Source organism: Herbiconiux sp. VKM Ac-1786, assembly GCF_015350805.1.
In the GTDB taxonomy this organism is placed as follows: domain Bacteria; phylum Actinomycetota; class Actinomycetes; order Actinomycetales; family Microbacteriaceae; genus Herbiconiux.
In genome coordinates, this window is sequence record NZ_JADKSG010000001.1 from 1,799,813 (window position 1) to 1,820,873 (window position 21,061).

General features: G+C 71.6%; 17 protein-coding genes. 14 read left to right on the forward strand and 3 right to left on the reverse strand.

Going from position 1 to position 21,061, the window contains the following annotated elements:
* Nucleotides 1-14 precede the first annotated feature (14 nt).
* Entirely contained in the window at nt 15-2,420 is a 2,406-nt protein-coding gene (locus ITJ64_RS08900) for a LuxR C-terminal-related transcriptional regulator (RefSeq protein ID WP_194680288.1), read from the reverse strand.
* A 308-nt stretch (nt 2,421-2,728) separates the two neighbouring features.
* Between ITJ64_RS08900 and ITJ64_RS08905 the strand changes: the two genes are divergently transcribed.
* The 3 genes from ITJ64_RS08905 (at nt 2,729) to ITJ64_RS08915 (ending at nt 9,535) form a co-directional block, all read left to right on the forward strand.
* Nucleotides 2,729-7,522 (forward strand): ExeM/NucH family extracellular endonuclease, encoded by a 4,794-nt coding sequence (locus ITJ64_RS08905; protein WP_194680289.1) that lies wholly within the window; start codon nt 2,729-2,731, stop codon nt 7,520-7,522.
* A gap of 70 nt (nt 7,523-7,592) precedes the next feature.
* Nucleotides 7,593-8,042: a Fur family transcriptional regulator gene (locus ITJ64_RS08910; RefSeq protein ID WP_194680290.1), complete on the forward strand. Its 450-nt coding sequence runs from the start codon at nt 7,593-7,595 to the stop codon at nt 8,040-8,042.
* The gene (locus tag ITJ64_RS08915) at nt 8,039-9,535 is read left to right on the forward strand and encodes a catalase (RefSeq protein WP_194680291.1); all 1,497 of its coding nucleotides are present in this window, start codon (nt 8,039-8,041) and stop codon (nt 9,533-9,535) included. Before ITJ64_RS08910 ends, ITJ64_RS08915 begins: the two co-directional genes overlap by 4 nt.
* A gap of 15 nt (nt 9,536-9,550) precedes the next feature.
* Here ITJ64_RS08915 and ITJ64_RS08920 read toward each other — a convergent pair whose 3' ends face one another.
* Nucleotides 9,551-10,420, reverse strand: coding sequence for a VOC family protein (locus ITJ64_RS08920; protein WP_194680292.1), 870 nt, complete (start codon nt 10,418-10,420; stop codon nt 9,551-9,553).
* Nucleotides 10,421-10,492: 72 nt separating this feature from the next.
* On the opposite strand from ITJ64_RS08920, the gene ITJ64_RS08925 reads away from it, so the two are divergent.
* Complete coding sequence (locus tag ITJ64_RS08925; RefSeq protein ID WP_228507764.1) at nt 10,493-10,864, forward strand: multidrug efflux SMR transporter; 372 nt, start codon at nt 10,493-10,495, stop codon at nt 10,862-10,864.
* Entirely contained in the window at nt 10,861-11,184 is a 324-nt protein-coding gene (locus ITJ64_RS08930; protein ID WP_370545107.1) for a multidrug efflux SMR transporter, read from the forward strand. The genes ITJ64_RS08925 and ITJ64_RS08930 overlap by 4 nt, the downstream gene beginning before the upstream one ends.
* 10 nt (nt 11,185-11,194) lie before the next feature.
* On the opposite strand, the gene ITJ64_RS08935 is transcribed toward ITJ64_RS08930, so the two are convergent.
* The gene (locus tag ITJ64_RS08935) at nt 11,195-12,142 is read right to left on the reverse strand and encodes a thioredoxin domain-containing protein (protein WP_194680293.1); all 948 of its coding nucleotides are present in this window, start codon (nt 12,140-12,142) and stop codon (nt 11,195-11,197) included.
* A gap of 131 nt (nt 12,143-12,273) precedes the next feature.
* On the opposite strand from ITJ64_RS08935, the gene ITJ64_RS08940 reads away from it, so the two are divergent.
* The 9 genes from ITJ64_RS08940 to ITJ64_RS08980 all read left to right on the forward strand — a co-directional run bounded on the left by ITJ64_RS08940 (nt 12,274) and on the right by ITJ64_RS08980 (nt 21,005).
* Entirely contained in the window at nt 12,274-13,332 is a 1,059-nt protein-coding gene (locus ITJ64_RS08940; RefSeq protein ID WP_194680294.1) for an alpha/beta hydrolase, read from the forward strand.
* A gap of 45 nt (nt 13,333-13,377) precedes the next feature.
* Nucleotides 13,378-14,082, forward strand: coding sequence for a lipoyl(octanoyl) transferase LipB (gene lipB, locus ITJ64_RS08945; protein ID WP_194680295.1), 705 nt, complete (start codon nt 13,378-13,380; stop codon nt 14,080-14,082).
* The gene (lipA, locus tag ITJ64_RS08950; RefSeq protein WP_194680296.1) at nt 14,079-15,065 is read left to right on the forward strand and encodes a lipoyl synthase; all 987 of its coding nucleotides are present in this window, start codon (nt 14,079-14,081) and stop codon (nt 15,063-15,065) included. The genes lipB and lipA overlap by 4 nt, the downstream gene beginning before the upstream one ends.
* Nucleotides 15,066-15,387: 322 nt before the next feature.
* Complete coding sequence (locus ITJ64_RS08955) at nt 15,388-16,260, forward strand: aldo/keto reductase (RefSeq protein ID WP_194680297.1); 873 nt, start codon at nt 15,388-15,390, stop codon at nt 16,258-16,260.
* Nucleotides 16,261-16,372: 112 nt separating this feature from the next.
* Nucleotides 16,373-17,590 carry a glutathionylspermidine synthase family protein gene (locus tag ITJ64_RS08960; RefSeq protein WP_194680298.1) on the forward strand — a complete coding sequence of 406 codons (1,218 nt, stop codon included), beginning with the start codon at nt 16,373-16,375 and terminating at the stop codon, nt 17,588-17,590.
* Nucleotides 17,587-18,177 carry a hypothetical protein gene (locus ITJ64_RS08965; protein WP_194680299.1) on the forward strand — a complete coding sequence of 197 codons (591 nt, stop codon included), beginning with the start codon at nt 17,587-17,589 and terminating at the stop codon, nt 18,175-18,177. The genes ITJ64_RS08960 and ITJ64_RS08965 overlap by 4 nt, the downstream gene beginning before the upstream one ends.
* Nucleotides 18,178-18,242: 65 nt before the next feature.
* Entirely contained in the window at nt 18,243-18,881 is a 639-nt protein-coding gene (locus tag ITJ64_RS08970; protein ID WP_194680300.1) for a DNA-3-methyladenine glycosylase I, read from the forward strand.
* 9 nt (nt 18,882-18,890) lie between these two features.
* Nucleotides 18,891-20,234, forward strand: coding sequence for an aminotransferase class III-fold pyridoxal phosphate-dependent enzyme (locus ITJ64_RS08975; protein ID WP_194680301.1), 1,344 nt, complete (start codon nt 18,891-18,893; stop codon nt 20,232-20,234).
* A gap of 21 nt (nt 20,235-20,255) precedes the next feature.
* Nucleotides 20,256-21,005, forward strand: coding sequence for a hypothetical protein (locus ITJ64_RS08980; RefSeq protein ID WP_194680302.1), 750 nt, complete (start codon nt 20,256-20,258; stop codon nt 21,003-21,005).
* Nucleotides 21,006-21,061 lie beyond the last annotated feature (56 nt).

The following is a 21,061-nucleotide window of genomic DNA, read 5'->3' on the forward strand; positions in this document are numbered from 1 at the left end:
CGGGGGAGGACGGCCTACAGTCTATCGTCCGCCGCGCGGTCCCGGGCGTCCTGCTCCCGCACCCGCTCGCCGAGCTCGCGGCGGGACCCGGCGCCGAGCTTGCCGCGGGCCGCGTAGATGTGCGATTCGACGGTGCGCACCGACAGGAACAGCTGCTGCGCGATCTCCTTGTTGCTCAGCCGGCGGGCAACCAGCAGGGCGATCTCGTGCTCCCGCTCGGTCAGCACCCGGCTCGCCAGGCCGTCCGCGCGGGCGGCGGGGGCGAGGTTGTCGATCGTGCGCGCGAGGCTCTCGCGCCGCTTCAGGTCGGTCACCGAGGGACCGGCGGCCGCGTCGCCGGTGGCGCGCTCCGTCTCGGCGGCGACCAGGGCCGCCTCCGCCGTGCCGAGCTCCCCGGCGGCGATGGCGATGTCGTACTCGACGATGTGCCGGGAGTACCGGAACAGCCGGTGCGTGCGCAGCTGCTCGATGTCGATCTCGTCGAGCACCTGACGGGCGTCGGCCACCCGGCCGAGCCGGGCGAGCGCGCTGGCCCGCAGGTTGCCGACCAGCGGCCGGAACACGGCGAACTCGATGCGGTCGATGCGGTCGATCGCGGCGCCGAACTCGAGCTCGGCACGCGCGTCGTCGCCCGCCGCGAAGCCCAGGGCGACGCCCGAGACGATGCCGGCGAGGGCGAGACCGCTGCGGTCCTTCCGCTGCGCGGCGACACCGACGGCGTAGCGCAGCCGGGCGTCGAGGTGGGGCGGGACGCTCCGGGCCACCACGCCCGTGAAGGCCTGGAAGCAGATCAGCACGAGCTCGGTGCGGAGCGAGACGGGCCGGCTGGTGACCGGATCGCGGTTGATCCGCTCGGCGCGGGCCAGCATCGCGAGGCCGTCGGCGCCCCGCCCGAGCTGGGCGGCGCACATGGAGGCCACCACGGCGGCCCGGAGCCGCACCAGCGTGCCCGCCTCCGGGTGCTCGACCACCCGCAGTGCGTGCTGCTCGCCGCCCGTCCAGTCCAGGTCGAGGTAGTGCTCCTCGGCGCGCTGCGCCTCGAGCTCGCACTGCACGCTCGCATCCGACACCCCGGCCGCGGCGAGCCACGCCTCGATGTCGCCGAGCGTCTGCCCCGCGGGGTGCCAGCCGATCATGCTGGCCCACCACCGCACCAGCCGGCGCAGCTCGGGCACCGGCACGGTGGAGGCGTCGACCCGCGAGATCTGGGCGTACGCCTCGTCGATCTCGTGCAGCCGGGCGAGCGCGCGCGACGCCTCGAGGTTCAGGGCCGGATGCCCGTCCACCGCGAAGCCGAGGGCGACGTAGTCCAGGGCGAGCTGCGCGCGGCCCCCCGTGTTGGCCGCGGCGGCCGCGGTGGAGAGCACGAGTCCGCGGAGCTCCGGATCGACGTCGCCCGGCGAGGGCACGGACTCCCGCCCGGAGTGCCACGACGCGGCCGCGGCGAGCATCACGGGTTCGCTCGGCGTGACGCCGGGCTCGGTCAGCATGCGGGTGACCAGCTCGTCGACCACCGCGTCCACCCGCCCCGGGGGCAGCCGGTGGTCGGCCTCCTGGGCGATCGGCGCGGTGGCGTGCAGCAGGCGGCGCGGCCCCGTCTCGCGCAGCACCCGCCGGGCCTTCAGGGCGTCGAGCACCGCGGGGCGCACCACCCGGCTGAGCGTGGAGTACTCGATGCCGTCGAGCCGGCCGACCAGGGCCAGGGCGAGCTGCTGCTCGGCGTCGTAGGCGTCGACCACCGTGCGCAGGGCATCGGCGAGCCGCGATCCGGCCCGTGCCCGACGCGACTCCCACGGGTCGTGCCCGCCCCCGCGCTGCGCCTCGGCGGCGTCGAGCGCGAGCTCTCTGAGGAGCATCCGGGAGCCCGCCGACCGCTGGGTGACCACGGCGCGCGTGACCGAGTCGAGCACGTCGTCGCCGACGATGCAGGAGATCAGCTGGTCGGCGGTGAGGTCGTCGAGCAGCTGCAGGTCGTGGCGCACGGCGACGCCGTCGAGCCAGAGCTGCGCGAGCACCGGCGGCAGCCCCGAGGTCTGGGTGCACGGGTCGGTGTCGGCCGTCAGCAGCACCCGGGCCGAGCCCGTGTAGGCGGCGCGGCTGATCGCCTCGAGGCCCGCCTCGGCGACCGCGGGGGCGTCGTCGACCACGAGCACGAGCGGGGGAGCGCCCGGCACCGGATGCTCGCCGAGTCCCTCGGGAACCGGCTGGCCCGCGCGCAGCACCACCGGGTCGACGCCGCGACGGCGCAGCTCGGCGATGACGGCGCGGGTGAGGTGGCTCTTGCCGCTGCCCGGCACGCCCACGATCACGACGCTGCCCCCGTCGACGAGCAGCTCGGCGATCTCCGTGGGGTCGCGATCGAGGCCGACGACCTTCTCCGACGGAGCACCGACGATCCGTCGTCGTGCGGTACCCGGCATCCTGGACCCCCCCAGGGTCAGCGTGTTACAGACGATCCTCGCGACGGTGCCAGGGCGAGCGGATGCTCGACCGCTCCATCGCGTTGTCAACACCCTATCCGGCACCGTGCGGAATGTGGACAGCGAGCCCCTCGGGTGGTCTGCAGTTGTCGTTCAGCGGGCAGGCGCGGTACGCTTCTTGTCCCCCATCGGGGTGACAATGATTCAGTTTTCCTTTGTTAACCTGCTCGAAATGTTCAGTCTTTCTTTCGTTGTCCAGGGCCCCTAGCATGACGGCATCCGTGTGAGCCCTCTCGTCTAGGAGATCCATGTCCGAATCACCCTCGAGGTCGCTGAAAGCGGTCCTCGCCACGATCGCCGGAGGGGCGCTGTTCGCCTCGCCCTTCGTCGGCGTCGTGTCCAGCGCCTCCGCCACCGAGGCGCCCGCCGCCGCGGCGGAGTACACCATCGCCGAGATCCAGGGCACGGGCGACGCCTCGCCCTTCGCCACCGCCGAGAAGCCGGTGGTGACCACCAGCGGCGTCGTCACCGCGGCCTATCCGGTGGGCGGGTTCAACGGCTACGTCATCCAGACGCCCGGCACCGGTGCCGAGACCGAGGGTCGCACCGCCAGCGACGCGATCTTCGTCTACTCGAAGGCGACCGTCGCATCCGTCGCCATCGGTGACCACGTGCAGGTCACCGGCACGGTCACCGAGTTCCAGGGCCTGACCGAGTTCGAGGTGGCCTCGGCCGACGGACTGGTGAAGCTCGACCCGGCCGAGGCCGTGACGCCGCTCGCGCTCACGCTGCCGCTGGACGCCGCCGGCCGCGAGGCCGTCGAGAGCATGCTCGTCGCCCCGCAGGGCGAGTTCACGGTCACGAACAACTACACGACCAACCAGTACGCCGAGATCGGCCTCGCCGCCGGCGACACCCCCCTGATCACCCCCACCGAGCTGGCGCGTCCCGGCACCGACGCCTACGCCGCCGCCGTGGCCGACAACGCCGCCCGTGCCGTGACGCTCGACGACGGCTCGAGCATCAACTTCCTCGGCTCGGACGCCAACAAGGACATCCCGCTGCCCTACCTCACCGAGAACCCCGACATCGTCGTGGGCTCCTCGGCGACGTTCGCGGCACCGGTCGTCTTCGACTACCGCAACAACGCCTGGAAGTTCCAGCCGACCGCGCAGTACGTCTCGGGTGCCACCGCCCCCGCGACCTTCGCCGGCGAGCAGGACGCCGAGCCCGAGGACGTCGGAGGCGCGCTGCAGATCGCGGGCTTCAACGTGCTCAACTACTTCACGACCACTGGCGACACGCTCACCGGATGCACGTTCTACACCGACCGCGACGACGACCCCGTCACGGTCAACTCCGGCTGCGACGCCCGCGGTGCCGCCGAGCCCGAGGACCTCGCCCGCCAGCAGGCCAAGATCGTCGCGGCGATCAACGGCCTCGGCGCCGAGGTCGTCTCGCTCGAGGAGATCGAGAACTCGGCGAAGTTCGGCGCCGACCGCGACGCGGCCCTGTCGACCCTCGTCGCGGCGCTGAACGCCGCCGCCGGCTCGGACGAGTGGGCCTTCGTGCCCTCGCCGGCCGCCGACGCGCTGCCCCCGATCGAGGAGCAGGACGTCATCCGCACCGCCTTCATCTACAAGAAGGCCGTCGTCGCGCCGGTGGGCGCCTCGCGCGTGCTGCTCGACCCCGCGTTCGCCAACGCCCGTCAGCCCCTCGCCCAGGAGTTCGCTCCCGTCGGCGTCGAGGGCGGCGAGTTCCTCGCGATCGTCAACCACCTCAAGTCGAAGTCGTCCTCCGACACGGCCACCGGCGACAACGCCGACGGCCCGCAGGGCTACTTCAACGGCGACCGTGTGCGCCAGGCGACCGCCCTGCTGGGCTTCTCGAAGTCGCTGCAGACCGAGCTCGGCACCACCGACGTCTTCCTGATCGGCGACTTCAACGCCTACACGCAGGAGGACCCGGCCGTCACGATCACCGACGCCGGCTACGTCGACCAGGGCGCCAAGTCGGGCAAGTACAGCTACTCCTTCAGCGGCACGAGCGGCTCACTCGACCACGTCTACGCCAGCCCCTCGGCCGACGCCAAGGTGAGCGGCGTCGACATCTGGAACATCAACTCGGGTGAGACGATCGCGAAGGAGTACAGCCGCTACAACTACAACGCGACGAACTTCTACGACGAGAGCGTCTTCCGCTCGAGCGACCACGACCCGGTGATCGTCGGCTACACGCCGTCGGCCGGCGAGCAGCCCTCGACACTCGACCTGAACCTGATCGACATCAACGACTTCCACGGCCGCATCGACACCAACACGGTGAAGTTCGCCGGAACGGTCGAGCAGATCAAGGCGCAGAGTCCGAACTCGCTCTTCATCTCCTCCGGCGACAACGTGGGCGCCTCGCTGTTCGCCTCGGCGGTGCAGCAGGACCAGCCCACGATCGACGTGCTGAACGCGCTCGACCTGAAGACGAGCGCCGTGGGCAACCACGAGTTCGACCAGGGATACTCCGACCTCGTCGACCGCATCATCGGTGCCGACGACGCGCGGAACGCGAAGTGGGACTACCTGGGCGCGAACGTCTACGAGAAGGGCACCCAGACCCCGGCGCTCGACGAGTACTCGCTGCAGGAGGTGGGCGGCCTCACGGTCGGCATCATCGGCGCGATCACCCAAGAGACCCCCTCGCTCGTCTCGCCCGGCGGCATCGCCGACCTCGACTTCGGCGACCCGGTCGACGCGGTCAACCGCGTGGCCGCCCAGCTGAGCGACGGCGACGAGTCCAACGGCGAGGCCGATGTCATCATCGCCAGCTACCACGAGGGTGCCGGCGCCGGCCTGGTCGAGGGCGCGACCCTCGAGCAGGAGGTCGCCGAGGGCGGCGCGTTCGCCAAGATCGTGACCGAGACCGACGCCCGCGTGGCGGCGATCTTCACCGGCCACACGCACAAGCAGTACGCGTGGGACGGCCCGATCCCGGGCAGCGACAAGACCCGCCCCGTGCTGCAGACCGGCAACTACGGCGAGAACATCGGTCACGTCGTGCTCTCGCTCGACCCCGCCACCGGTGAGGTCGAGGGCTACACGGCCGAGAACGTGAAGCGCCTCGCCGCCGCCACCGGCGCGACGCCCGAGGAGACGGCCGCCCTGAGCGCCGCACTCGACGCCCAGCTGGTGAGCACCTACCCGGCCGTGGCCGAGGTGAAGACGATCACGGATGCGGCGCTCGCCAAGGCCGCCGAGATCGGCAACCAGCCCAAGGGCTCGGTCACCGCGGACATCACCACCGCCTTCAGCGGCGGCTCCTACGTCGACGGCGTCTACACCGGGGGCAAGCGCGACGACCGCGCCTCGGAGTCGACGCTCGGCGACCTGGTCGCCGACTCCCTCGTCTCCTCGCTCGGCTCCGCCGACCGCGGCGGTGCCGAGATCGGCGTGGTCAACCCCGGCGGACTCCGCGAGGAGCTGACCTTCGCCCCCGACGGCGTGGTCACCTACGCCGAGGCCAACGCGGTGCTGCCGTTCGTCAACAACCTCTGGACGACGACCCTCACGGGTGAGCAGTTCACGACGGTGCTCGAGCAGCAGTGGCAGACCAACCCCGACGGCACCGTGCCGTCGCGGCCCTACCTGCAGCTCGGGCTGTCGAAGAACGTGACCTACACCTTCGACCCCGACGCCGAGCGCGGCTCGCACATCACCGGCGTCTTCATCGACGGGAAGCCCATCGACCCCGCGGCCTCGTACCGCATCGGCTCGTTCAACTTCCTGCTGCAGGGCGGCGACAACTTCCGCGAGTTCGCGGAGGGCACCGACACCCGTGACTCGGGTCTGGTCGACCGCGACGCGTGGATCGCCTACCTCGAGGCGAACCCGGGCCTCACGCCCGACTTCGCCCGCCAGGCGGTCGCGGTGACCGACGTCACCGCCGGCCCGGTGGAGCTCGGCGCCGAGGTGTCGGCCACGGTGTCGGGTCTCGACCTGACCTCGCTCGGCAGCCCGCAGAACACCACGGTCCAGGCCTCCTGGCCCGGGTCGGCGGCGACCTTCGAGGCCACCCCGGTGACGGGTGGCAGCGCCACGGTCACCGTCGAGGTGCCCGCGGACGCCTACGCCTCGAGCCAGCTGGTGCTGACCGCCCAGCCGAGCGGCACCGTCGTGCGGATCCCGGTGAGCGTCACCGGCGGACTGCCGACCCCGCCCGAGGTCGACCGCATCGGCGGCGCCGACCGCTTCGAGGTCGCGGTGAACGCGTCCAAGGACGGCTGGCCCGACGGCTCGGACACGGTCTACATCGCCAGCGGTGAGACCTTCCCCGACGCCCTGTCGGCGGCTCCCGCCGCGACGCGGGCCGACGCTCCGGTGCTGCTGAGCACGCGGGCCTCGGTTCCCGACTCGGTGAAGGCGGAGATCCAGCGCCTCGGTGCAACGAAGATCGTCATCGTCGGCGGCGAGCAGGCGGTGTCGGCCGAGGCCGAGGCCGCTCTGAAGGAGCTCGGCTCGGTCACCCGCATCGGCGGCGTCGACCGCTTCGAGGCCTCGCGGAACATCGCGAAGGCCGCCTTCCCCGACGGAGCCGAGGTCGCCGTGCTGGCGACCGGCACCACCTACGCCGACGCCCTGTCCGCGGGTGCCGCGGTCGACGGTGCCGGCCCGGTGCTGCTGGTGAACGGCCCCGCCTCCAAGCTCGACTCCGAGACCGCCGACCTCCTGGAGGAGCTCGGCGTCTCGAAGATCGTGATCGTGGGCGGCACCGACTCCGTGTCGGTGGGCATCCTGAACAAGGCGGCGACCATCGCCCCGACCGTCCGCCTGGGTGGTGCCGACCGCTACGCGACCTCGCGCAGCATCAACCGGTACTTCTTCGACGAGGCCGGCCGCGTGCTGCTCGCCACGGGTGAGCGGTTCCCGGATGCGCTCTCGGGCTCGGCCTACGGGCCGCGCATCGACGCCCCGCTGTTCACGGTCCCCGGCTCGTGCATCCCCGCCGAGACGCTGAAGCGGATCACGGACCTGGGTGCGACGAGCGTCACGCTGCTGGGTGGCGAGAACGCCCTCCCGGTGGCCGTGGCCGACCTCACGGTGTGCACCGGCTAGTCACCTGATCGACACGCCCACCGTAGCCGCCAATTATGAATCGTTCATAATTGGCGGCTACGGTCGTTCCATGACCAGTGAGCTCGAGACGCGCATCCGGAGCACCGGTCTGCGTGTCACCGAGCAGCGACTGGCCGTGCTGCGGGCGCTCGAGACGCACCCGCACGCCGATGCCGATGAGGTGCGGCGGCTGGCGCTCCGGGAGCTCCCCGGGCTGTCGCTGCCGGCCACCTACGTCGTGCTGAACGCCCTCACCGAGGCCGGGCTGCTGCGGCGCATCGAGCCGGCGGGGTCTCCCGCCCGCTACGAGCGGCGCATCGGTGACAACCACCACCACGTGGTCTGCACCGGCTGCGGCGCGGTCGACGACGTCGACTGCGTGCACGGCGCCGCGCCGTGCCTCACCCCGTCGTCGACGAGCGGCTTCCGCGTCACCACCGCCGAGGTCACGTTCTGGGGCCTGTGCCCCGCGTGCCAGGCGGCGGAGACGATCACCACAACCGAACCGGAGAGAACATGACCGACTTCACCACCACCAACTCGGGCGCCCCCGTCGCCAGCGACGACCACTCGCAGAGCGTCGGCGCCGACGGCCCGGTCGTCCTCCACGATCACTACCTCGTCGAGAAGCTCGCCCAGTTCAACCGCGAGCGGGTTCCGGAGCGCGTCGTGCACGCGAAGGGCGGCGGAGCTTTCGGCGTCTTCGAGACCACGAACGACGTCAGCGCCTACACCCGCGCCTCGCTCTTCCAGCCCGGCGCCAGCACCGAGCTGCTCGCGCGCTTCTCGACCGTCGCCGGAGAGCAGGGCTCGCCCGACACCTGGCGCGACCCCCGTGGCTTCGCGCTGAAGTTCTACACCGACGAGGGCAACTACGACCTCGTGGGCAACAACACCCCCGTCTTCTTCATCCGCGACGGCATCAAGTTCCCCGACTTCATCCGCTCGCAGAAGCGCCTGCCGGGCACCCACCTGCGCGACCACAACATGCAGTGGGACTTCTGGACCCTCTCGCCCGAGTCGGCGCACCAGGTGACCTGGCTGATGGGCGACCGCGGCCTGCCCGCCTCCTGGCGGCACATGGACGGCTTCGGCTCGCACACCTACCAGTGGATCAACGCCGCCGGGGAAAGATTCTGGGTCAAGTACCACTTCAAGACGAACCAGGGCATCGAGATCCTCTCGCAGGCCGACGCCGACCAGATCGCCGGAGAGGACGCCGACTTCCACATCCGCGACCTGTCCGAGGCCATCGCCCGCGAGGAGTTCCCCACCTGGACCCTCTCGGTGCAGGTCATGCCCTACGCCGACGCGGCCTCGTACCGCTTCAACCCGTTCGACCTCACCAAGGTCTGGCCGCACGCGGACTACCCGCTGATCGAGGTCGGCACCATGACGCTGAACCGCAACCCGGAGAACTACTTCGCGCAGATCGAGCAGGCGACCTTCGCCCCCTCGAACTTCGTGCCCGGCATCGCGGCCTCGCCCGACAAGATGCTGCTCGCCCGCATCTTCAGCTACGCGGACGCCCACCGCTACCGCGTCGGCACGAACCACGCCGAGCTGCCGGTCAACGCGCCGCACAGCCCGGTGAACTCGTACTCGAAGGACGGCGCCATGCGCCACGACTTCGCGTCGCCCGAGCGCCCCGTCTACGCGCCGAACTCCTACGGCGGACCGCACGCCGACCCGGCGCGCCACGGCAACGACGCGGGCTGGGAGGCTGACGGCGAGCTCGTGCGCACCGCCGCGACCCTGCACCCCGAGGACGACGACTTCGGCCAGGCCGGAACGCTCGTGCGCGAGGTGCTCGACGACGCCGCGCGGGACCGCCTGGTGGCGAACATCGCCGGCCACGTGTCGAAGGTCACCATCCCCGAGCTGCGCGAGCGCGTGCTGCAGTACTGGGCGAACGTCGACGTGACGCTGTCGCGTCGCGTGGCCGCGGCGCTCGAGCCCTCGGCTCCCGGCGCCGACGTCGCCCCCGAGGCGGTGGGGATCGGCCAGGCGTAAGCCTCGGCCTCTGCTCTAGACGGCGGGCTTCAGGAGGATGGTGTTGTCCCACGGGTCGGACACCGTCACCTGGAGCCCGTCGTTCGCCGTCTGCAGACCGCGACCCCGCAGCCGCTCGTCGGCCGCGGCGACGCCGTCGGCATCCGGGAGCATGATCTCGACCTGGCCGAGCCCGAGCGCGGGCTGCCGGCGACCGGCGCCCCTCGAGTTCCAGACGTTCATCGCCATGTGGTGGTGGTAGCCGCCGGCCGAGACGAACAGGGCCGACGAGCCGTAGGCGATCGTCGTCTCGAAGCCGAGCGCGTCGACGTAGAAGTCGCGGGCCCGGGCGACGTCGCCGACCGAGAGGTGCACGTGGCCGACGGATGCTCCGCCCACGCGGGGGTCGGCCACCGTCTCGGTGCTGAGGTGCTCCTGCAGATAGGCGTTCGGGTCGAGGAACACCGTGCCCATCTCGATCTGGCCGTGCGCCCAGCTCCATTCGGTGCGGTCGCGGTCCCAGTAGAGCTCGACGCCGTTGTGCTCGGGGTCGTCGAAGTAGAAGGCCTTCGAGACGAGGTGGTCGCTGGAGCCGGTGAACGACTGCGGGAAGCGGGTGGCCACCGAGTAGACCGCCGCGGCCAGCGCGGCCTCGGTGTCGAACAGGATGGCCGTGTGGAACAGTCCCGCCGAGCGCGGTTCGGGGTTCCTCAGCTCGGGGGCGTGCTGCAGCACGACGGCCGGCACCCCGCCCCGGCCGAGCACCGCGGAGTCGCCCTGCTGCGCGATCACGTCGAGGGTGACGGCGTCGCGGTAGTACGCGATCATCCGGTCGAGATCTCCGACGCGGAGGGTCACCGCGCCCATGGCGGTGTCGGGGGCGAGCAGGTCTGCGGTCGTCGTCATACTCGGTGAAACGGTTGTACCGACAACCTTATTCCCCCGGCGCTAGGGTGGTGCCGACGATTGGTGGGAGCGATGGGGACTGACCTGCGCAACTGGCTCTTCCTGGCGGCGGCGATCGGGCTCGAGGTGACGGCCACGCTGTCGCTGCGCGCCGCCGTCGACGACCCGTGGTGGGTGGCGCTCGCCGCCGTCGGCTACTCCGGCGCCTTCGTCGCGCTCGCCCTCCTGCTGCGTCGGGGAGCGCCGATCAGCGTCATCTACGGCATCTGGTCGGCCGCGGGCGTGGCGCTCACGGCCGTGCTGGCTTCGCTCGTCTTCGGCGAGCAGCTCACGCTGACCATCGGGATCGGCATCGCCATCGTCATCGTCGGGGTGGTGCTGGTCGAGACCGGCTCCCCGCATCCGGTTCAGGATGCGCGGCCGACCGCCCCGGACGCCTCGTGATCTGGCTGCTGCTGGCCGGCGCGATCGTCACCGAGGTCGCGGCGACACTGGCCCTCCGCGCCTCGGAGGGGTTCCGCAAGAAGCGCTGGATCGCTCCCGTGGTGGTGTTCTACGTGATCGCGTTCACCCTGCTCGCGGTCGCGCTCGCCGGGGGACTGCAGGTGGGGATCGCGTACGGCATCTGGGCCGCGTGCGGGGTCGCGCTCACGGCGATCCTCGCGCGCATCCTGTTCAAGGAGAAGCTCACGCCCCGGATGATCGTGGGCATCGCCCTGATCGCGGTCGGCGTCTTCGTGATCGAGCTCGGCGCCGCCCACTAGGTGCTGGGCGCTAGCCGGCGGGGGCGGGGGCGGTCGGGTCGGTGGGGGCCGTGCCGTCGGTGGGGGCGGCGGGGTCGGTGGCCGGCGGGTCGGCGACCTCGGTGTAGGTCTCGGTGATGAACGTCGACAGCGCCTCGGCGTCGTCGAGCGCCCCCGTGTAGGCCTTGCCGTCCACGATCAGGAGCGGCGCCGCGGTCAGCGTCTCGACGTCGGCGTTCGGGATGCCCGCCTCCGCCCGCGCGGTGGCGTCGGTCACCCAGTCCGAGAACTCGTTCCCGCGGATGCACGAGGCGATCGAGTCGTCGGCGAGCCCCGCATCCGACACCAGGGTGACCAGCTCGTCGTTCGAGAGCCCGCCGTCGGGCAGGTCGGCGATCTTGGCGATCAGCGCGTTGTGGATCGGGAGCACCGCATCCGGAACCGCGTTCGCCACGCACGCGATCGTGTTCGCGGCCCGCGCCGAGTAGCTGTCGGGGCCGTCGAGGGCCACGGGGTGCAGCTCGAGGCTCGCGTAGCCGGCGCTGACGTAGTTCTGCAGCGAGGAGCCGTTCGTCGTCTCGAAGGTGCCGACGTCGGCACTGCCGTAGTCGACGTACTCGGTCAGCCGCAGCACGCTCGCCGTGTCGAGCTCGGACGGCACCGGCTGCTCACCCGGCTGGATGGCGTCGGTCGTGGTGGCGGTGACCGCCGAGCTGCTGCCCGTCAGGATCACGCCGTCGCTCAGCATGTTCGCCGGCCCCGTGAAGCTCGCCCGCACCGAGGAGTAGATCGCCCAGCCGGCACCGGCGAGGACGGCGATCGCCACCACGACGACGGCCACGATCGCGATGACGCGGTTGCGCCGACGCCGCTTCTGCTCCTCGATGCGCCTGAGGCGCGCCAGCTCCCGCGACAGCGCCTGCCGGTCCTTCTTCGACATGCCGTCGTAGATGCTCTTGTCGCTCGTGGCGGGGCTCATGCCGTGGGTGCTCCTCGTTCCGCGTTCCGCGCCGCACGGCGCCGCGCCTAGACCCTATCGAGTCGGGCTATGAGAGCAAACCGGAACCGCGGGGCCCTGCCGTAGAGTCGACCCAGCGAGGGGGCGGCCGGATGGCGACGAGCAGGGGCATCGACGACGCGACCGCCTTCCCGGCCGAGCACCGGGCCGCGCGTCGCGGGAGGCTGACCCGGCGGCTGCTCCTGGCCGCGCTGATCGCCGTGCTATTGGTGGCGGTGCTGCAGGCGACGCCGTGGCCGGCCGCGCTCCTGATCCGCGGCGTCTTCGCCCAGGGGGCCGCCGGCACCGTCGCCGAGATGACCCCCTACGTCCCCGCCGCCGGGGTCGACGACCTCGGCACCGTCGCCTACGCCGAGGGGAGCCCCGACACGACCCTGTCGGCGTACTCGCGGTCGGGTTCGGGTGCGCTCCCCGCCGTCGTGTGGATCCACGGCGGCGCCTGGATCTCGGGCGACTCCGGCAACGTCGATCCCTATCTGCGGATCCTGGCCGCCGAGGGCTACACGGCCATCGGGCTGAACTACACGGTCGGGCCCGAGGCGGTCTATCCGACCGCCGTCGGCCAGCTGAACGAGGCCCTCGCCTACATCGCCGCCCACGCCGACGAGCTGCGGGTCGACCCGACGCGCATCGTGCTCGCGGGCGACTCGGCCGGGGCGCAGCTGGCCAGCCAGCTCGCGGTGCTCACGACGAACCCCGAGTACTCGAGCCTCGTCGGCATCGAGCCCGCCCTCGACCCGGAGCAGCTGGTCGGCACGGTGCTGGACTGCGGGGTCTACGACCTCGACCGCATGGCCGACCTCTCGGGCGTCGTCGCCTGGGGCTTCGACGCCTCGCTGTGGGCCTACACCGGCACGAAGGACTGGTCGGCGACGTACGAGGGCGCGACCATGTCGACGATCGACTTCGTCACGCCCGACTTCCCGCCCACCTACATCAGCGGCGGCAACGGCGACGGGCTCACCTGGCTGCAGTCGGTGCCGATGGCCGAGGCGCTCCGGGCGCACGACGTCGAGGTCACCGAGCTGTTCTGGGCCGAGGACCACGAGCCGGCGCTGCCCCACGAGTACCAGTTCCACCTCGACTATCCCGAGGCGCAGCAGGCGCTGCAAAAGACGCTCGACTTCATGGCGGTCGTGACGACGCGCTGACCCGTCGGCCTTTTTGTACTGAGTACAAGTATGTAGGATCAGGGCATGACGGATGTTCTGAACGAGGGTGTCGGCCACCGGCTCGTGCCCTACCCCGAGGGGCTCGCCCTGCAGGCCCGGCTCCACGACGAGGTCGTCGCGGGCGCCGCGCCCGACACCCTGGTGCTGCTCGAGCACGAGGCGGTCTACACGGCCGGCAAGCGCACCGAGCCGTCCGAGCGTCCGGTCGGCGAGGCCGGCGGCGGCACGCCCGTGATCGACGTCGACCGCGGCGGCAAGCTCACCTGGCACGGCCCCGGCCAGCTGGTCGGCTACCCGATCGTGCGTCTGCCCGACCCGATCGACGTCGTCGCCTACGTGCGGATGCTCGAGCAGCTCCTGCTCGACGTCGTCGCGTCCCTCGGGGTCGGCGCGCATCGCGTCGAGGGACGCTCCGGCATCTGGACCACGGTGGACGGGCTCGAGTGCAAGCTCGGCGCCATCGGCATCCGCGTCGCCTCGGGCGTCACCACGCACGGCTTCGCGCTGAACTGCAGCAACGCGCTGGAGCCGTACGACGCGATCGTGGCGTGCGGCATCCGCGACGCCGGGGTCACCACGCTGAGCGAGGTGCTCGGCCGGCGGGTCGAGCCGCGCGAGGTGGTCGAGGCGGTGGTCAGCCGGTTCGTGTCGCCGCGGGAGGCCGCGGGCGGGCATCCGCCGATCTCAGTCGGCTCGGGCGTGGCGCCGGCCCTGGCGGTGGCGTCGTGACCGCGGCCCCCGACGGTCGGCGGATGCTGCGCCTGGAGGTCAGGAACGCCGAGACCCCGATCGAGCGGAAGCCCGAGTGGATCAAGACGAAGGCGCGCTTCGGGCCCGAGTACAAGGCGCTGCAGGCGCTCGTGAAGACGCAGGAGCTGCACACGGTCTGCCAGGAGGCGGGCTGCCCGAACATCTTCGAGTGCTGGGAGGACAAGGAGGCGACCTTCCTGATCGGCGGATCGCAGTGCACGAGGCGCTGCGACTTCTGCCAGATCGACACCGGGAAGCCCGCCGACTACGACCGCGACGAGCCGCGGCGGGTGGCCACCTCGGTGCAGGCGATGGGCCTGCGCTACGCGACCGTGACCGGCGTCGCGCGCGACGACCTGCCCGACGAGGGGGCGTGGCTGCACGCGGAGACGGTGCGGCAGATCCACGCGCTGAACCCCGGCACGGGGGTCGAGCTGCTCGCGACCGACTTCTCCGGGAACGCGGCGCTGCTCGACCTCGTCTTCGAGTCGCGGCCGGAGGTGTTCGCGCACAACGTCGAGACGGTGCCGCGCATCTTCAAGCGCATCCGGCCGGCGTTCCGCTACGAGCGGTCGCTCGGGGTCATCACCCGGGCTCGGGATGCGCGGCTGATCACCAAGTCGAACCTCATCCTCGGCATGGGCGAGACGCGGGCCGAGATCTCGTCGGCGCTGCAGGACCTGCACGACGCGGGCTGCGACATCATCACGGTGACGCAGTACCTGCGGCCCTCGCCGCGGCACCTGCCGGTGGCGTCGTGGGTGCGGCCGGAGGAGTTCGTCGAGATCCGCGAGGAGGCGGAGGAGATCGGCTTCCTCGGCGTGCTCGCGGGGCCGCTCGTGCGTTCGTCGTACCGGGCGGGCCGCCTCTGGGCGCAGTCGCTGCGCCGCAAGGGCTGGCCCGTGCCCGCGGGCCTCGCGACCCTCGCCGACGCCCCGGCCCCCTTCGCCCAAGCCGTCTGACCCGTCCCGGCGGACTTCGCCAAGCGAACCGGCAATCGGCGCCCACTGCGGCGGGCAGGCGGCGCGGCGGGCAGGCGGCGCGGCGGGCAGGGGGATGCACCGCGTTCCGGGGCGGCGGCAGGGCCACACGTGAGGTGGGGGACATGCACGGGAGGAGCCGCGGTGCACCCGGAACGCGGTGCGGGATCAGGATGACAGCCTCACGGCCGGGGGCGTGATGAGCAATTGCTACTCCACTTCCGAGCGGGCGGGCGGGGCCGAGTTCTGCGGCGGGCGAACGGCGCGCGGGAATCGTGGGACGCCCCGCCCGGTTGGCCCCTGCATGACTGACACCAGCTCGCAGAAGCCCGCCGCCGCATCCGGAACCTTCGCCATCGGGGGCGATCTCAGCGTCGACCGCCTCGGCTTCGGCACCATGCAGCTCACCGGCCCCGGAGTGTGGGGCGAGCCCGCCGACCGCGCCGGCGCCATTGCGGTGCTGCGTCGCGCCGTCGAGCTCGGCGTGACCCTGATCGACACCGCCGACGCCTACGGCCCCTACGTCACCGACGGCCTGATCCGCGAGGCGCTGCACCCCTACGCCGAGGGCGTCACCATCGCCACGAAGGTCGGCTTCACCCGCCAGGGCCCGAACGAGTGGATCCCGGTCGGCCGCCCCGAGTACCTCCGCCAGCAGACCGAGCTGAACCTCCGCCACCTCGGCGTCGACCGCATCGACCTGCTGCAGCTGCACCGCATCGACCCGAAGGTGCCCCTCGAGGAGCAGCTCGGCGAGCTCAAGGCCCTGCAGGACGAGGGCAAGGTGCGCCACATCGGCCTGTCCGAGGTCTCGATCGACGAGGTGAAGGCCGCGTCGGCCGTCGCCCCGATCGCCTCGGTGCAGAACCTGTTCAACATCTCCAACCGCAAGTCCGAGGCTCTGCTGGAGTACGCGACCGCCGAGGGCATCGCGTTCATCCCGTGGTTCCCGCTCGCCACCGGCAAGCTGAGCGGCGAAGGTTCGCCCCTCGCCTCGCTCGCCGCCCGCCACGGCGTCTCGCCGAGCCAGCTCGCGCTCGCCTGGCTGCTGCGCCGCTCGCCCGTGATGCTGCCGATCCCGGGCACCAAGTCGGTCGCGCACCTCGAGGAGAACGTCGCCGCCGCCGCGATCGAGCTGAGCGACGACGAGTTCGCCGAGCTCGACGCCCTGAAGTAGCGCGGGCGGGCATCCGCTCTGCCGGCTTCTCGCCCGAGCGAGCGGATGCCCGGCCTGAGCGCCACCCGCAAGCCCCGCCGTGCACCCCCGCGGCGGGGCTACGCTTTTCTGGATGCACCGCACCGAGATGACGCCCCGCCCCGCCTGGCGCGACCGCCTGGACGCGGTCGGCTTCAGCTTCTACGACCTCGAGTCGGAGGGCGGCCGGCCGTACTGGAACGAATCCGCGGCGTACGTCTTCACGATGCCCGAGATCGAGCTGATCGAGACCGCCACCGCCGAGCTCTTCGCCCGCTGCATGGACGCCGTCGAGCACGTGGTGCGCCAGGGCCGGTTCGAGGAGTTCGGGATACCGGGGCGGTACCACGAGCTCGTCCGCGCATCCTGGGACGACGACGACCCCACGGTCTACGGCCGCTTCGACCTCGCCTACGACGGGGCAGGCACCGTGACGATGCTCGAGTTCAACGCCGACACCCCCACTTCGCTGGTCGAGACGGCCGCCGCGCAGTGGCAGTGGCTCGACGAACGGCGCCGCGACGGCTCGCTGCCGGCCGGGGCCGACCAGTTCAACGGGCTGCACGAGCTGCTCGTGGAGCAGTGGACGCACATCCGTTCGGCCCGCTGGGGCCTCGCGCCGGGAGCGCGGCTGCACCTCGCCTCGCTGCACGACTCGGGCGACGGCTCGCTGATCGTCGAGGACTTCGACACCGTCGCCTACATGGCCGAGACCGCCGCGGCCGCCGGCTTCGACCCGAAGCTGATCTTCATGGAGGACGTGCGCTGGAGCATGGACCGGCAGATCTTCCTCGACGGCTCCGACGAACCGATCCGCCACATCTTCAAGCTCTACCCCTGGGAGTGGATGATCACCGAGCAGTTCGGCGGCTTCCTGCCCGTCAGCCGTGGCGCCACCCAGTGGGTCGAGCCCGCCTGGAAGCTGCTGCTCAGCAACAAGCAGCTGCTCGTCGTGCTCTGGGAGCTCTTCCCGGGGCACCCCCATCTGCTGCCCGCGTTCGCGACTCCGGATGCTCTGTCCGGCCGTCCTTTCGTGTCGAAGCCGCGGCTCGGCAGAGAGGGCGCGAACGTCTCGGTGCACGACGCCACGGGGGCCGTCGTCGCTGCCGCCTCCGGGGAGTACGGGTCGGAGGGCTTCGTGCACCAGGAGCTCGCCCGGTTCGCGCCGATCCCGGGGAAGACCGCGGTGATCGGGAGCTGGATCGTGGGGGAGACGCCCGCGGGCATCGACCTGCGCGAGACCAGCGGGCCGATCACCGGGGACCTCGCGGAGTTCGTGCCGCACTACATCGCTTCTGAGGAGACATCGTGAGATCTTCTGCGTCGACGTCGCTGTCGCTGACCGGGATCGCCGCGGCCAACCGGCCGGGCCTCACCTCCCTGTCGCCCGGGGTGGCCCGGGGTGTCGCGGTCGCATCGATCGCGGGGGCCGTGCTCGCCCTGTCGGGCTGCGCGCCGACGGAGGAGGGCGTCGTGCTCGAGGGTGCCGATGGTCAGAAGTACGTCGTGCCCTCCGACGCCGAGCGGCCGATGTACTCCTCGAAGGAGGACTGCATCGCCGACGTCACCGAGCAGATCGCCGTGCTCGAGAAGCAGGGCCAGGACATCGTCGACACCCCGGAGGAGCTCTGCGAGCCCTCCTCCCGCTACCCCACCGCCGGCTACGCCGGGCTCTGGCTCGGGCCGCTGCTGTTCGCGGGCTCGCGCTGGAACTCGCCCCGCGTCTCGGGCTGGGCCCCCGTGCCGTCGGCCGGCTTCGCCGCGCCGGGCACTCGCCTGCAGACCGACGTGGTCTCGCCCGCACCCGCCGGCGCCACCACGGGCGAACGCGCCCCCCTCAAGGCGGGCTTCGGCTCCTCGGGCAAGTCCGGCTTCGCCTCCTCCTCGGCCGGCGGCTGAGGCCGGCTGACCTCGGCTGACGCGGCTGCGCGCCCGGTGTCGGAGGTGGCTGCCACAGTGGGGGCATGAGCGAACAAGGGCCGGCGGGCGACGGGACGTGCGGGTGGGCCACCGGGTCGGAGGCGATGCGGCGGTACCACGATGACGAGTGGGGGCGGCCGCGGCGCGATGACGCGTACCTGTTCGAGATGCTCGTGCTCGAGGGGGCGCAGGCCGGGCTGTCGTGGGCGACGATCCTGGGGCGGCGCGAGGGGTATCGGGCGGCCTTCAAGGGGTTCGACGTCGAGGCCGTCGCGGGCATGGGCGACCAGGAGCTCGAGGCACTGATGAACGAGTCGGCGATCATCCGGAACCGTCTGAAGATCGTCGGCACCCGCAAGAACGCCCTCGCCTTCATCGCGGTGCAGCGCGAGTTCGGCGGCTTCGCCGAGTACCTGTGGGGGATGGCCGGCGGGGCGCCGATCGTGAACCACCCCGCGTCGACGGCCGAGCTGCCGGTGACGAGCGAGCTGAGCGACCGCCTCAGCAAAGAGCTGAAGAAGCGCGGCTTCACCTTCGTGGGCTCGACCATCGTGAACGCGTACCTCGAGGCCGTGGGGGTCTTCGACGATCACGTGGTGGGCTGCCCGGCGAAGACACCCGAGGTCGCTGTCGGAGGACAGGCCGCTGTCGGGGGAGAGGCCGCCGTCGGGGGAGAGGCATAGGCTCGAAACATGGTCACGACCGAATTCACCGTCGCCCAGGAGCGCAAGCTCGTCACCGAGCTGCCCGGCCCGAAGTCGCGCGAGCTGCACGAGCGCCGCCGCAAGGCCGTGTCCCGCGGGGCCGGCACGCTCGCCGACATCTACATGGACCACGGGTCCGGCGCCATCCTGGTCGACGTCGACGGCAACCAGATCATCGACCTCGGCTGCGGCATCGGGGTCACCACGGTCGGCCATGCCCACCCCGAAGTCGTCGCGGCCGCCGCCGAGCAGGCCGCGAAGCTCACCCACACGCTCTTCACGGTCACGCCCTACGAGCCCTACCTGAAGGTCGCCGAGAAGCTCGCCGAGATCACCCCGGGCGACTTCGAGAAGCACTCGATCCTCGTGAACTCGGGCGCCGAGGCCGTCGAGAACGCCGTGAAGATCGCCCGCAAGTACACGGGCCGCCGCGTCATCGCGACCCTCGACCACGCCTTCCACGGCCGCACCAACCTCACGATGGCGATGACCTACCGCCCCTGGCCCGAGCGCGCGGGCATGGGCCCGATGCCGGGCGACATCTACAGCGTGCCGATCAGCTACCCCTTCCGCGACCCCGAGGGCATGACGGGAGACGAGGCGGCCGAGCGCACGATCGACTACATCGTCACCCACATCGGCGCCACCGAGCTGGCCGCGCTCTTCGTCGAGCCGATCCAGGGCGACGGCGGCATCATCATCCCGGCGCCCGGTTACTTCAAGCGGCTCAGCGAGTTCTGCACCGAGAACGGCATCGTCTTCGTCGCCGACGAGATCCAGGCCGGCATCGCGCGCACCGGCGCCTGGTACTCCATCGAGCACCACGGCGTCGTCCCTGACCTCGTCACCAGCGCGAAGGGCATCGCGGGCGGCTTCCCGCTCGCGGCGGTCACCGGCCGGGCCGAGATCATGGATGCGGTGCAGCCCGGCGGCATCGGCGGCACCTTCGGCGGCAATCCGGTCTCCACCGCGGCGGCGCTCAAGGTCTTCGAGATCATCGAGCGCGACGACCTGATCGGCGAGGCGCAGCGCGTGGAGCGCGCGTTCCTCGCCCGAATCGGCGACTGGGCCGAGCGCTTCCCGATCGTCGGGGAAGTGCGCGGCAAGGGCGCGATGTTCGGCGTCGAGCTGGTGCAGCCCGGCACGAAGAAGCCCAACCCCGAGGCGCTGGCGGCGGTCATCGAGCATGCCACCTCGAACGGCGTGATCGTGCTCGACTCCGGCAGCTGGGACAGCGTGCTCCGCTTCCTCCCCAGCGTCGTCATCTCCGAGGCCCTCATCGACGACGCGGCGACGGTCATCGAGCATAAGCTCGCCGAGCTCTCGGCGTAGCACCGGGTCGGAGGCGCGCACATGTCGGCACGAACGAACCGCCTCGGCACGGGGCTGCTGCTCGTTCTCGCCCTCTCGGCGACGGTCTCCGGATGCGCGGGCGAGCGCGACCCGTCCACCGGCGCCGAGGCGCCGACCCCGCCCGCCGCCTCCGCCCCATCGAGCGGTGGGCCGGCGACCCCGACACCCGCGGGTACCGACGCCGCATCGTCGGAGCCCCCCTTCGTCGTGCCCTACGTCGGCGACTACGACCCCGCCGAGTACGGCTCGGGCGACGCCGAGGACGACATGGCCATGATCGGGCCGGAGCTCGTGGCCGGTGTCGAGGCAATCCGCGGATACGCGCCGGGCCGCTATCCCGACGTCTACACGGGCCTCGCCAGCGGAACCCGCGGCGACCCGAACGTGCTGCGCATCTACCTCACCGAGCTCGACCCGGCGATCGAGGACGACCTGGTGAGCGTCTCGGGCATGAAGCGCGATCAGGTGCTGTTCGAGCAGTCCTACGTCTCGGCCCGCGACGCGCAGGCCGCGTCCGACGCGGTGACCGCCGACGTCGACGCCGGCGACCTCGAGGGCGTCGACCTCGTGGGTTGGGGCAGCGGCGTCGACGGCCTGCTCGAGCTCTCGCTCGAGGGCCACGACCAGACGCAGATCGACACCCTGCTCGCCCGCTACGGCCCGGCGGTCCGCATCCTCACCGACGCCCCGCCGGCCTCGGCGACCGACGGCTCCGCCGACGGTCCCACCGACGGGGACGTCACCCGCTGACCCTCTCGCCCGCCCGCGGGTCCCCCTTCATCCTCCGCGAGTGGTCACTTCTGGCG